Origin of the sequence: Rhodovulum adriaticum (assembly GCF_004345735.1) — a bacterium.
In the GTDB taxonomy this organism is placed as follows: Bacteria; Pseudomonadota; Alphaproteobacteria; order Rhodobacterales; family Rhodobacteraceae; genus Rhodovulum; species Rhodovulum adriaticum.
Genome location: NZ_SLXL01000001.1, coordinates 386,896 through 399,782 on the forward strand (window position 1 = coordinate 386,896; position 12,887 = coordinate 399,782).

12 protein-coding genes are annotated in these 12,887 nt (G+C 67.1%); 7 read left to right on the forward strand and 5 right to left on the reverse strand.

Annotated features, from left to right (window positions below):
- Positions 1–4: 4 nt before the first annotated feature.
- On the reverse strand, positions 5–730 hold the full coding sequence (locus EV656_RS01750; RefSeq protein ID WP_132598822.1) for a GNAT family N-acetyltransferase: 726 nt from the start codon (positions 728–730) through the stop codon (positions 5–7).
- Entirely contained in the window at positions 727–1,458 is a 732-nt protein-coding gene (locus tag EV656_RS01755; RefSeq protein WP_132598824.1) for a competence/damage-inducible protein A, read from the reverse strand. Before EV656_RS01755 ends, EV656_RS01750 begins: the two co-directional genes overlap by 4 nt.
- Before the next feature lie 45 nt (positions 1,459–1,503).
- On the opposite strand from EV656_RS01755, the gene sfsA reads away from it, so the two are divergent.
- From sfsA to EV656_RS01775, 4 genes are all read left to right on the forward strand, one after another.
- Entirely contained in the window at positions 1,504–2,220 is a 717-nt protein-coding gene (gene sfsA, locus EV656_RS01760) for a DNA/RNA nuclease SfsA (protein WP_132598826.1), read from the forward strand.
- 62 nt (positions 2,221–2,282) lie between these two features.
- Positions 2,283–3,095, forward strand: coding sequence for a type I methionyl aminopeptidase (gene map, locus EV656_RS01765; RefSeq protein WP_132598828.1), 813 nt, complete (start codon positions 2,283–2,285; stop codon positions 3,093–3,095).
- A gap of 75 nt (positions 3,096–3,170) precedes the next feature.
- Positions 3,171–4,727 (forward strand): alpha/beta hydrolase family protein, encoded by a 1,557-nt coding sequence (locus tag EV656_RS01770; RefSeq protein WP_132598830.1) that lies wholly within the window; start codon positions 3,171–3,173, stop codon positions 4,725–4,727.
- Between the two features lie 77 nt (positions 4,728–4,804).
- Positions 4,805–5,842, forward strand: a complete 1,038-nt coding sequence (locus EV656_RS01775; RefSeq protein ID WP_132598832.1) for a TRAP transporter substrate-binding protein — start codon at positions 4,805–4,807, stop codon at positions 5,840–5,842.
- A 110-nt stretch (positions 5,843–5,952) separates the two neighbouring features.
- Here EV656_RS01775 and rlmN read toward each other — a convergent pair whose 3' ends face one another.
- Both rlmN and EV656_RS01785 read right to left on the reverse strand, forming a co-directional pair.
- Positions 5,953–7,182: a dual-specificity RNA methyltransferase RlmN gene (rlmN, locus tag EV656_RS01780; RefSeq protein WP_132598834.1), complete on the reverse strand. Its 1,230-nt coding sequence runs from the start codon at positions 7,180–7,182 to the stop codon at positions 5,953–5,955.
- 97 nt (positions 7,183–7,279) lie between these two features.
- Positions 7,280–7,810, reverse strand: coding sequence for an invasion associated locus B family protein (locus tag EV656_RS01785; RefSeq protein WP_132598836.1), 531 nt, complete (start codon positions 7,808–7,810; stop codon positions 7,280–7,282).
- Between the two features lie 179 nt (positions 7,811–7,989).
- Between EV656_RS01785 and EV656_RS01790 the strand changes: the two genes are divergently transcribed.
- Complete coding sequence (locus tag EV656_RS01790; protein WP_132598838.1) at positions 7,990–8,988, forward strand: asparaginase; 999 nt, start codon at positions 7,990–7,992, stop codon at positions 8,986–8,988.
- A gap of 4 nt (positions 8,989–8,992) precedes the next feature.
- On the opposite strand, the gene serB is transcribed toward EV656_RS01790, so the two are convergent.
- Positions 8,993–9,868 carry a phosphoserine phosphatase SerB gene (serB, locus tag EV656_RS01795; RefSeq protein WP_132598840.1) on the reverse strand — a complete coding sequence of 292 codons (876 nt, stop codon included), beginning with the start codon at positions 9,866–9,868 and terminating at the stop codon, positions 8,993–8,995.
- 158 nt (positions 9,869–10,026) lie between these two features.
- Here serB and EV656_RS01800 point away from each other — a divergent pair, with 158 nt between their 5' ends.
- Both EV656_RS01800 and serA read left to right on the forward strand, forming a co-directional pair.
- Positions 10,027–11,172 (forward strand): phosphoserine transaminase, encoded by a 1,146-nt coding sequence (locus EV656_RS01800; RefSeq protein WP_132598842.1) that lies wholly within the window; start codon positions 10,027–10,029, stop codon positions 11,170–11,172.
- A 95-nt stretch (positions 11,173–11,267) separates the two neighbouring features.
- Positions 11,268–12,863 carry a phosphoglycerate dehydrogenase gene (gene serA / locus EV656_RS01805; protein WP_132598844.1) on the forward strand — a complete coding sequence of 532 codons (1,596 nt, stop codon included), beginning with the start codon at positions 11,268–11,270 and terminating at the stop codon, positions 12,861–12,863.
- The last annotated feature ends 24 nt before the right edge of the window (positions 12,864–12,887 follow it).

Below are 12,887 nucleotides of genomic sequence, written 5' to 3' on the forward strand. Positions count from 1 at the left end.
GGGGTCATCTCCCTTGCGGCGCGTTGGTTCGGTAGTGGTAGCTTCCCACATTCGCAAACCCCAAGGAAGCATAGAGCGCGCGCGCAGCGGCGTTGTCCTCTGTCACCAGCACGACCAGCGTTTCCGCACCGTGATCCTGCGCCCAGCCCGCCGCAGCCCGCATCATGTTCACCGCCGCCCCTTGCCGCCGGTGGGCGGGCGAGACCGACAGCGCATGCACGAAACAGCGCGTCCCGTGGATCGCGGCAAAGCCCGCCCCGGCGGCGCGGTCGTTCTGGCGGGCCAGCAGGGCGGTTTTCGGTCCCTTGACCCGGTCCATCACCGCCAGACGGGCGGGGCCGATGCCGTTTTCGGCCCAGACCTCGTGCAGGATCGCCAGCGGTGCGGCCACGGTAAAGGCCGTCACCGGCGGCGGCGGCATGGCGGCCAGCGGGGCGACGGGGGCGGCCAGGATCATCACCGGATCCACGATGCGGTAGCCGCGCAACGCCAGCAGGCCGTCCAACGCCTCGTCGCCCGGACGGACCATGAACAGCGCGTCCTGATCCAGCGCAGCCATTGCGGTTTCGGCCTGGGCGATATCGGCGTCCGTTACCGGCGCGGTGGCGGTGGCGGCAGAGACGCGCTTGCCCCCGCCCTGCCCGTCGCGGATGCACCACGGCCCGACCCGATGCGTCGCGGCAGGGGGCCATGTGGCCTCTTGCCCCGCGAACAGGTCGGGCAGGCTCACGCCACGGCCTCGGGGAACAGGGCGGCCAGGTCTGCCATCGCCGCATCGATCCGGGCGCCGTCGGTGCCGCGGATCACAACGTTGGTGCCATAGGCGCCATCCCGCACGAAGGGGTACGATCCCATCGACAGGTCGGGAAAGGTGGCGGCGAGCGTGCGCAGGCTGTCGGCGATATCCCCCTCTGCCCGCAGCACGGTCAGGTTTTGCGACAACAGCGGATCGCCCCCGGTCAGCGTGGGCAGAACCCCGGCCACCATCGCCTGAAAGATCGAGGGCACCCCGGCCATCACATGCACATTGCCGATGGTGAATCCGGGTGCGGCGGACACCGGATTGTCGATCAGGGTGGCGCCGTCGGGAATGCGGGCCATGCGCAGGCGCGATTCGTTCAACTCGCGCCCCATCCGGTCGCAATAGTCCTGCAGGATGGCGCGGGCATCCGCGCGCACGTCGATCCCCACGCCAAAGGCCGCAGCCACCGCATCGGCGGTGATGTCGTCATGGGTGGGCCCGATCCCGCCCGAGGTGAACACCGTGTCGTAATCCGCGCGCAGGGCGTTCAGCGCCGCAACGATCCGGTCGTGGATATCGGGCACGATCCGCACCTCTGACAGGCGGATGCCGTGCTTGGTCAACTCTCCGGCCAGGAAATGCATGTTGGCGTCGCGGGTGCGGCCGGTCAGGATCTCGTCGCCGATCACCAGCATCGCGGCTGTTGGGTTGGTCATGCACACCTCCTTGTCCGGGCCATGCCCTCGGTATAGGTGGCGCTCATGCGCTTTCAAACCCCTCTCGTGCCCGGGCGGCTGATCCGCCGCTACAATCGGTTCCTGGCCGATGTCACGCTGGAAACCGGCGAAGAGGTCACCGCCCACTGCCCCAACCCCGGCGCCATGCTGGGGCTGAAGGATCCGGGCCTGCGCGTCTGGCTGGAACCCAACGACGACCCCAGGAAAAAGCTGCGCTATGGCTGGCGGCTGGCCGAACTGCCGGGCGGCCACTGGGCCGGGATCGACGCAAGCCTGCCCAACCGCGTGGTGGGCGAGGCCTTGCAGGCGGGCCGCGTGGCAGAACTGGCCGCCTATGACACCGTGCGGCCCGAGGTGAAGTATGGGGAAAACAGCCGGGTCGATTTCCTGCTGACCGGGCCGGACTTGCCCGACGCCTATGTCGAGGTAAAGAACGTCCACCTGCGCCGCGATGGCAATTGGGCGGAATTCCCCGACAGCGTCACCGCGCGGGGGGCGAAACACATGGCCGAACTGGCGCGCATGGCGCAGGCCGGGCACCGGGCGGTGCTGCTGTATCTGGTGCAGCGCACCGATTGCGCGCGGTTCCGGCTGGCCGCCGATATCGACCCTACCTATGCCGCGGCCTGCGATGCGGCGCGCGCGGCGGGGGTTCAGATGCTGTGCTACGGCACCGCGATCGACCCGCACGGCGTGACGCTGACCCACCCCCTGCCCTTGGACCTTGCGCCGCACGGCTAGGGCGCCCTCTGGCCTTCGGCGTCATCCGGCCTTATCTGTTGGCCAAAGCCAAGGAGACAGACGTGGACGAGAAATCCGGCGGCCGCCGCACCAAGGACAATATCCGCATCTATTCGCGCGAGGATTTCACGGGCATGCATGCGGCCGGACGGGTGGCCGCGGAAATCCTGGACGAAATCGCCCCGGCGGTGTTCCCCGGCCAGACGACCGGCGAAATCGACCGCCTGATTACCGAGATGGTCGAGGCAAAGGGCGCCAAATCCGCCACCATCGGCTATCGCGGGTATCAGCATGCCAGCTGCATTTCCGTGAACCACGTCGTCTGCCACGGCATCCCCGGCGACAAGAAGCTGAAGGATGGCGATATCCTGAACATCGACGTGACCGTGATCGTGGACGGCTGGTTCGGGGACACCTCGCGGATGTATGTCGCCGGCAAGCTGTCGCGCAAGGCCGAACGCCTGATCCAGGTCACCCATGACGCGCTGATGCTGGGGATCGAGGCGGTCAAGCCCGGCAACACCTTCGGCGATATCGGCGCCGCGATTCAGACCTATGTCGAGGCGCAGCGGATGAGCGTGGTGCGCGATTTCTGCGGCCACGGGCTGGGCCGGGTGTTCCACGCGCCGCCCAACGTGCTGCATTACGGCCGCGCGGGCACCGGCCCGGTGCTGGAAGAGGGTATGTTCTTTACCATCGAGCCGATGATTAACCTGGGCCGCCCCGATACCAAGGTGCTGTCCGATGACTGGACGGCGGTCACGCGGGACAAGTCGCTGTCGGCCCAGTTCGAACATTCCATCGGCGTGACTGCGGAAGGATGCGAGATTTTCACCCTGTCGCCCGCGGACAAGTTTCACCCGACATGGGGTTAAGGCGCCTGACCTTTCGCAGGGGCGCCCTAGCTTGGCAACGGCACGACCCGGACACGCGAAGGAAAGGCGCAGCGCATGAGCAAACATGACAGCGACCACCCCCATCCCCTGGGCTGGCGGCTGACCCCGGCCCGCTGGGCCGTGGCAATCTTGGCGCTGGCCGCCATCGTCGTATCGCTGTGGCATCTGGAGGGCGAACGCCGCGGCATCGTGATCGAACCGCTGCCCGGCACCGGCACCACGCCCGCCACCGTCTATCGCCTGAAGGACGCACCGCCCGCGCCGGTGGTCATCGTTTCGCACGGGTTCGCCGGATCGCGGCAGTTGATGCAGGCCAGTTCACTGACACTGGCGCGCGCGGGCTATTCGGTCGTCGCCTTCGATTATGAGGGGCACGGCCGCAACCCGGTGCCGATGTCCGGCGACGTGGCCAGCCCCGACGGCACGGCGCTGCTGCTGATGGATGAAACGAAACGGGTGACCGATACCGCCCTGGCCCAGCCCTGGGCGGACGGGCGCGCCGCGATCCTGGCCCATTCCATGGGCAGCTACATCGCGATCCGGCAGGCGAAAGTGGACGACAGGCTGGCCGCCACTGTCGCCGTGGCGATGTCCAGCGACGACGTGACCCCGACCCAGCCGCGCAACCTGCTGATCGTTAACGGCGAGTGGGAGGGGCGGCTGGTCCCCGACGCGCTGGAATCGTTGCAGATGGCCGACCCGGATGCGCAGTTCGGCGCGACGGTGGGCGACCCCGCCGACGGGACCGGGCGGCGTGCCGTTCTGGCGCCCAACGTGGAACATATCGGCGTGATCTATGCCCCGACCATGCTGCGCGAGGCGCGCGCCTGGCTGGACGCGACCTTTGGCAGGCCGCAGACCGAGGGGCCGGTCGCAAATATGGGCGGCTGGATCGCCCTGATGCTGACCGGGATCGTCGCCCTGGGCTGGCCGCTGGCCCGGCTGCGTGAACGCACCCACGACCCGCGCCCCGAACCCCTGTCGCGCAAGCGGTTCCTGGTGGTGGCGCTGTTGCCTGCGGTGCTGGTGCCGCTGGCGCTGGCCCCCTTTGACACGCGGTTCCTGCCGGTGCTGGTGGCCGATTACCTGGCGCTGCACTTTGCCCTGTATGGCGTGGTTGCGCTGGCCCTGCTGGCCTCGTGGGGCGAGGTCAAATGGCCCGGGCGCGCGGAACTGCGCCGCATCCTGATCCTGGCCGGGCTGGTGGCGTTTTACGGGATCTGCGTGTTCGGCCTGGCGGTGGACCGTTACGTCATGTCCTTTTACCCCGTGCCGGTGCGGGGCCTGATCATCGCGGCGATGGCCCTGGGCACGGTGCCCTACATGCTGTCCGACGCGCTGATGGTAGAGGGCGGGCGCGCGCCCCTGTGGCGCAGCGCAACCGCGCGGGGGGCGTTTCTGGTGTCGCTGGGGCTGGCCACCGCGCTGGATTTCGAACGGCTGTTCTTCCTGCTGATCATCCTGCCGGTGGTGCTGGTCTTCTTTCTGCTGTTCGGGATGATGGGCGGCTGGGTCGGGCGGGCCACAGCACGGCCCGCGGGCGCGGGGATCGGGCTGGGCCTGTTCCTGGCCTGGGCGTTGGGGGTCACCTTCCCGCTGTTCCAGGCCTGAGGCGGTTGTTGAACGCCCACCCCCCGATAGGGTACAAGCCCCGGTCAACCGGAACACGCCACCCGAAAGGAACGCCCATGCGCCTGTCCCGTCTTGCCCTGACCGCGATTGCGGCCCTCGCCCTCGGCTCTGCCGCGATGGCGCAGGAGGTCACGCTGCGGTTTCAGCATTTCGTCTCGCCGCTGTCGGCGAACCCGACCTATTTCATGCAGCCCTGGGCCGACAAGATCGAGAAGGATTCCGGCGGGCGCATCAAGGTTGAACTGTATCCCTTCATGCAACTGGGCGGCAAGGCGCCCAGCCAGTACGACCTGATCCGCGACGGCGCGATCGATGGCGGCTGGGTGATCCCCGGCTATCAGCCCGGCCGCTTCCCCGAGGCGGAGGCGCTGGAACTGCCGTTCATCGTGACGAAAAACGCCGAAGAGGCCAGCAAGGCCGCCTGGATCTATACCCAGAAATACCTGATGGACGATTTCGCCGACGTGAAGCTGATCGCCGCCCACATGCACGGCCCCGGCATCATCCACAAGACCGGCGCGCCCGTGGCCACGGTCGAGGATATAGCGGGGCTGAAACTGCGCGGCCCCTCGCGCCCCGCGACCCTGCTGCTGAAGAAGCTGGGGGCAACCCCCGTCGGCATGGCCGTGCCCGCCTTCCCCGAGGCGCTGGCCAAGGGCGTGCTGGACGGCGGCGTCATCACCTGGGAAATGTCGCCTTCGCTGAAGCTGGACGAGCTGACCGACAGCCATACGGACGTGGCCGGTGACCGGTCGCTCTACAACCTGTTTTTCATCTGGGCGATGAACAAGGCCAAGTACGAAAGCCTGCCGCCGGACCTGCGCGCGGTGATCGACGCCAATTCGGGCTTCTATGCCTCGGCCTGGGCGGGGCGGGCGCATGATACCGGCGACAAGGATGGCCGCGACCAGATGGCGGCGGCGGGCAACGCCATCGCCACGCTGAGCGAGGAAGAAACCGCCCGCATCAAGGCCTTGGGCGACGAGGTGATCGCCGAGTGGATCGACGAGGTCACCGCGCGCGGGCTGGACGGCGCGGCCCTGGTCGAGGACGTGCGCGCCGCGGTGCAGGTCACGCGGTCGGCCAGCCAATAGCGGTTCCCGGATTGCGCGCGCTGACGCGCGCAAGATTCTGCGTTGCGGCCCCCATCCGGGGGCCGCGTTTTTTGGGTATTTGACCCAAGAAGAAGGGGGCAGGCAGGCGCCTAGTGCACGTCGGGCGCGTTGGGACGGCGGACGATGCGTTCGGGCTCGGGCAGCCCGGCCTCTGCCGCGATCTGAAAGCGGTTCTTGCGCGAGCGTTCGGTCGCCGATTTCAGCTGGCCGCAGGCGGCCATGATGTCCTCTCCGCGCGGGGTGCGGATCGGGCTGGCATAGCCGGCCTTGTAGACGATGTTGGCGAAGGATTCGATGCGGTCCCAGTCAGAGCGTTCGTAGGGCGCGCCGGGCCATTCGTTGAACGGGATCAGGTTAATCTTGGCCGGGATGCCCTCGATCAGCTTGACCAGGCGGCGGGCGTCGGCGTCGCTGTCGTTGATGCCCTTGAGCATCACGTATTCAAAGGTGATCCGTTCGGAATTCGACAGTTTGGGATAGGCGCGCAGGGCGTCGAACAACTGTGCGATGGGGTATTTGCGGTTGATCGGGACCAGCTTGTTGCGCAGGTCATCCGTGGTGGCATGCAGAGAGATCGCCAGCATGCAGCCGATTTCCGCCCCGGTGCGCGCGATTTCCGGCACCACGCCGCAGGTGGACAGGGTGATGCGGCGGCGGGACAGCGAAATGCCCTCGCCATCCATGGCGATCTGCATCGCGTCGCGCACGGAGTCGAAGTTATAGAGCGGTTCGCCCATGCCCATCAGCACGAGGTTGGAAATCAGCCGGGTTTCATCCTTGGGGTGGCGGCCCGGTTCGGGCCATTCGCCCAGGTCGTCGCGGGCCAGCATGATCTGGCCGACGATTTCACCCGCCGTCAGGTTGCGCACCAGCCGCTGCGTGCCGGTATGGCAGAAGGTGCAGGTCAGCGTGCAGCCCACCTGCGAGGAAATGCACAGGGTTCCGCGGTCCTCTTCGGGGATATAGACGACCTCGACCTCGTGGCCGCCGGCGATGCGGACCAGGTATTTACGGGTGCCGTCGGCCGAAACCGTGCGGGTGACGATCTCGGGCACCTCGATCACGAAATGCTCTTTCAGCCGCGCGCGATACTCCTTGGCCAGGTTGGTCATCGCGTCGAAATCGCGCACGCCCTTTTGGTAGATCCACTGCCAAAGCTGCACCTCGCGCATCTTTGCCTGTTTTTCGGGCGTGCCCGCCGCGACCAGGGCGGCGCGCAGTTGCGGGCGGGTCAGCCCGACCAGGTTCTGGCGGTCGGCCTCTACCGGCTTGCGGGGGATCGGCATCGCCTCCGGCGCGATGGGGGGCGTCACGGTCATCGGGCGCGTCTCCTTGGGATCAAGGCGCGGATTTTACAGGATTCGAGGGGGGAAATAAAGCGGCCCGCCCCCGGAACAAGGGGCGGGCGGTGCGCGCTCAGTTACCGCTGCAGCGGCGGCGGGCCTCTTCGAAGGCGGCGGTGAAGCCGTAAAGCGAGAAGGTATCCTTGGTGTTGGTCCCGCGCGAGGAACGGGCGGTCAGCACCGCCTCGGCGCCGGCCTTCATCGCGGCGATGATGCGGGCGTCATCCTCGGGCGTGGCGGGCCAAGCCCATTCGCGCGCGGTGCTGTGGGTGAACAGTTCGAAACTGTCGTCGCCGATTTCCAGCTTGACGGTCGAATCCTCGGCGAAGGGGTAACCGCCGGTAAACGACACCTCGCCCGCGACATCCGCGCCGGGGCGGAAGGTGACGAACAGGCGAATATCGCCCCGCCGGACCGAGACCACGCGCCCGTCGCGGGTGTTCACCGTTTCCTTGGGCGGCGACACGCCCCAGCATTCGGTCGGGTCGTCCTCGACGAAAACGCTCCAATCCGTTTCGACGGCGACGTTGTTCGTCGATTCCTCTTGCGCCTGGGCGGAGATCGCCATCAGCGCCAGGGCCCCACCCAAAAGGGCCGTTCGCATGCCGAAAGTCATTTCTGCCACAGCCTCCTGCTGTCCGTGCCTCTGCCCGCCGTTACGGCCTCTTGCTTTACCCGGGCGCGGCCTTGTGCAAGCAATATGCGCCAACCTAACGTAGTCGCGCAGAAATTTGAAAGCCCCCCTTGGCGGAAAATCGCGCAACGGTGAGGAAAGGACCGGAGATGAGCACAGCGGTCGTCATGGTCGAGGTCCAGCGCGGCGGCCTGGTCGAGTCGCGCCATCGCGGGCACGCGGTGGTCTGCGATGCCAGCGGGGCTGTCGTCGCGGCCTGGGGCGATCCCGACGCGGTGATCCTGCCGCGCTCCTCGGTCAAGATGATCCAGGCCCTGCCCCTGATCGAGAGCGGCGCGGCGGACCGGGCCGGGCTGGGCGTCGAACAGCTTGCGCTGGCCTGCGCCTCGCATCAGGGGGCGCCGCTGCATGTGGGCAAGGTGGGCGATTGGCTGGCCACGCTGGGGCTGGACGAATCGCACCTGCGCTGCGGGGCGCAGCCCACCCGCGACCGGGACGAACGGCAGCGGATGGTGCGCGCGGAGGAGGCACCCTGCCAGTTGCACAACAACTGTTCGGGCAAGCATGCGGGTTTCCTGACCCTGACGCGGGATCTGGGCGCGGGGCCGGAATATAACGAGATCGACCACCCCGTGCAGGTCGCCGTTCGTGCCGCGTTCGAGGACGTGACCGGCGCGGCCAGCCCCACCTTTGGCATCGACGGCTGTTCCGCCCCGAATTTCGCCACCACGATGCAGGGTCTGGCGCGCGCCATGGCCCGCTTTGCCGTCGCGCGCCCCGATACGGGGGACGCGCGCGGCCGGGCGGCGGGGCGGCTGGTGCAGGCGATGATGGCCCATCCCGACCTGGTGGCGGGCCAGGGCCGCGCCTGTACCGAACTGATGCAGGCCGCCGAGGGCAAGGCGGCGATCAAGACCGGGGCAGAGGGCGTGTTCACCGCGATCCTGCCCGAACAGGGCTTGGGCGTCGCGCTGAAGATCGAGGACGGCGCGGCCCGCGCGTCAGAGGCGGCGATTGCCGCCCTGCTGGTCCGGTTGGGGGTTTTGCAGGCGGATGATCCGGCGGTGCGCCGCCGCATGGCCGCACCCGTCACCAACTGGCGCGGGATCACCACGGGCGAGGTGCGCGCCGTGCCGGGCCTGTTCTAAGCCGTCAGCCGGCGAACGCGTCGCGCGCGTAGCCCTGAAGATACAACAGCGCCGTCAGGTCGCCGTGGTTGATGCGGATATCGCATTGCGCCGCGACCGCCGGTTTGGCGTGCAGCGCCACGCCCGCGCCCGCCAGCCCCAGCATCCCCAGATCGTTGGCCCCGTCGCCCACGGCCATGACCTGCGCAGGCGTGATGCCCAGCCGGGCGGTGATACGGTTCAGCGCCTCGACCTTGGCCTCGCGGCCCAGGATCGGTTCGGACACCTTGCCGGTCAGGCGGCCGTCTGCGACCAGCAGGGTGTTGGCCTGGTGTTCGTCGAACCCCAGATCGGCGGCGACCTTGGCCGCGAAATTGGTGAACCCGCCGGAAACCAGCACGCAATGGGCACCGTTGGCCTTCATCGTGGCGATCAGCGCGGCGCCGCCGGGGGTGTAGGTGATGCGCTCCGACAGCACCTTGTCGATCACGGCCGCATCCAGCCCGGCCAGCAGGCCCACGCGTTCGCGCAAGGCGCCCTCGAAATCCAGTTCGCCATTCATGGCGCGGGCGGTAATGTCGGCGACGCGGGGGCCAACGCCGGCCTCGTCGGCCAGTTCGTCGATGCATTCCTGGCCGATCATGGTGGAGTCCATATCCGCGATCAGCATCTTCTTGCGCCGTCCCTCGGCGGGTTGGGCGACCAGATCGATGCCCATTCCCTGCATCTCGGCCCAGACATCCCAGATGTTGCCGGGCAGGGTTTCCACCGTGAATTCCGTCGCCGCGCCGGGCGACAGCCAGCGCGCCATGCCCCCGCCCCAGGCGTCGCGCAGGGCCTCGACCGTGGCGGGGGTCAGCGTCGGCGTTGCGGGGTTTGTCAGCAGGGTGACGATATGCATGGGGCGGTTTCCGATCAGCTACGGGGCATGTCGCAATTGGGCGCTCAGGCGGCGCAGTAGCGCAGTTTTTCCCCTTGCGCCAGAGGGGCAACAGGCGTAAGCGCGTCGGTGGGACACCCCTCCCCAACGAGGGGCGCATATCTGGAAGGATACCAGCAATGGTCACCGAGACTCCGGCAACGCGACCGGCAAATCCGCGTTTTTCCTCTGGCCCCTGTGCCAAGATTCCGACCTTTTCCCTCGACAAGTTGAACGACGCCGCCCTGGGCCGCTCGCACCGCGCCGCGGTGGGCAAGGCCAAGCTGAAGGCCGCGATCGAAACCACGCGCGAAATCCTGGGCATCCCCGCCGACTACAAGATCGGGATCGTTCCCGCCTCTGACACCGGCGCCGTCGAAATGGCGATGTGGTCGATGCTGGGCGCGCGCGGCGTGGAAATGCTGGCCTGGGAAAGCTTTGGCGCGGGCTGGGTGTCGGACGTGGTGAAACAGCTGAAGCTGGACGCCACCGTGCGCGAGGCCCCCTATGGCGAGATCGTGGATTTCGTCCAGGTCGATTTCGACAAGGACGTAGTCTTTACCTGGAACGGCACCACCAGCGGCGTGCGCGTCCCGAACGGCGACGCGATCCCGGCGGACCGCGACGGCCTGACGATCTGCGACGCGACCAGCGCCGCCTTTGCGATGGACCTGCCCTGGGACAAGCTGGATGTGACCACGTTCAGCTGGCAGAAAGTGATGGGCGGCGAGGCCGCGCACGGCATGCTGATCCTGTCGCCCCGCGCGGTGGAACGGCTGGAAAACTACACCCCCGCCTGGCCGCTGCCCAAGATCTTTCGCATGACCAAGGGCGGCAAGCTGATCGACGGCATTTTTGAGGGGGCCACGATCAACACCCCCTCGATGCTGGCGGTTGAGGATTACCTGATCGCGCTGGATTGGGCGAAATCCATCGGCGGGCTGCCCGCGCTGATCGCGCGTGCGGATGCGAATGCCAAGGCGATTTTCGATTTTTGCGCGGCGCGCGACTGGATCGATAACCTGGCCGTTGACCCGGCCACCCGGTCCAACACCAGCGTTTGCCTGAAATTCACCGACGACCGCATCGCCGACGGCGCCGCCTTTGCCAAGGCCGTCGCCAAGCGGCTGGAGGGTGAGGGCGTGGCCCTGGACATCGGCGCCTATCGCGACGCGCCCGCGGGCCTGCGTATCTGGTGCGGCGCCACGGTGGAAACCGCCGATATCGACGCGCTGCTGCCCTGGCTGGAATGGGCCTTTGAGGCCGAGATCGCCGCGCAAGGCTGATCGCGAGGGGTGGGTTTTCACCCCCCCAACAGATGCTGCGCAGGGTGGGTGCAAACCCACCCCGCCCTTCCCGATTTCAACAAAGGACCAGACTCATGGCCCCCAAAGTTCTCGTTTCCGACAAGCTGTCCCCCACCGCCGTCCAGATCTTCCGCGACCGCGGCATCGATGTGGATTTCGAACCCGACCTGGGCAAGGACAAGGATCGCCTGGCCGAGGTGATCGGCCAGTATGACGGCCTTGCCATCCGCTCGGCTACCAAGGTGACCGAAAAGATCCTGGAATCCGCCACCAACCTGAAGGTCGTGGGCCGCGCCGGGATCGGGGTCGACAATGTCGATATCCCCGCCGCCTCGAAAAAGGGCGTGATCGTGATGAACACGCCCTTCGGCAACTCGATCACCACGGCCGAACACGCGATTTCCATGCTGATGGCCGTGGCCCGGCAAATCCCCGAGGCCAACGCCTCGACCCACGCGGGCAAGTGGGAAAAATCCCGCTTCATGGGCGTGGAAGTGACCGGCAAGACGCTGGGCCTGATCGGCTGCGGCAATATCGGCTCTATCGTGGCGGACCGCGCCCTGGGCCTGAAGATGAAGGTGCTGGCCTATGACCCGTTCCTGTCCGAAGAGCGCGCCGACAAGCTGGGCGTGCACAAGGTGGAACTGGACGAACTGCTGCCGCGCGCCGATTTCATCACCCTGCACGTGCCGATGACGGAAAAGACGGCCAACATCCTGTCGTCCGAGAACCTGAAAAAGACCAAGAAGGGCGTGCGCATCGTCAACTGCGCCCGCGGCGGTCTGGTGGACGAGGCCGCGCTGGCCGAGCTACTGAAAGAGGGTCACGTCGCCGGCGCCGCCTTTGACGTGTTCGCCGAGGAACCGGCCAAGGAAAACCCGCTGTTCAACCTGCCTAACGTGGTCTGCACCCCGCATCTGGGCGCCTCGACCACCGAGGCACAGGAAAACGTCGCCCTGCAGGTGGCCGAACAGATGTCGGATTACCTGCTGACCGGGGCCGTGACCAACGCGATCAACATGCCCTCCATCACCGCCGAAGAGGCCAAGGTGATGGGCCCCTGGATCAAGCTGGCCGGGCATATCGGGTCGTTCATCGGGCAACTGACCGATGAGCCGATCAAGGCCATCAACATCCTGTATGACGGCGTCGCCGCCGAGATGAACACCGAGGCGCTGAGCGCATCGGCCATCGCCGGCCTGCTGAAAGAGGCCAACCCCGACATCAACATGGTCTCTGCCCCCTTCGTGGCCAAGGAACGCGGCATCGCCAGTTCCGTGACCACCCAGGACAAGTCGGGCACCTTTGACGGCTATATCAAGATCACCGTCGTGACGCCGGAACGCGAACGCTCCATCGCGGGTACGGTCTTCTCTGACGGCAAGCCGCGCTTCATCCAGATCAAGGGCATCAACATCGATGCCGAGATCGGCGAGCACATGCTGTATACCACCAACAAGGACGTGCCGGGCATCATCGGCGCACTTGGGGCCACCATGGGCGGGCATGGCGTGAACATCGCCAACTTTACTCTGGGCCGCACGGCCATCGGCGACAGCGCGATCGCGCTGCTGTACCTGGATCAGCCGATCCCCGAGCATGTGGTCGAGGAACTGAAGGCCACCGGTCTGTTCCAGCAGGTGCGCCCGCTGGAATTCGAGGTGGGCTGAGCCCGGCGCGTTTGACAAGATCGG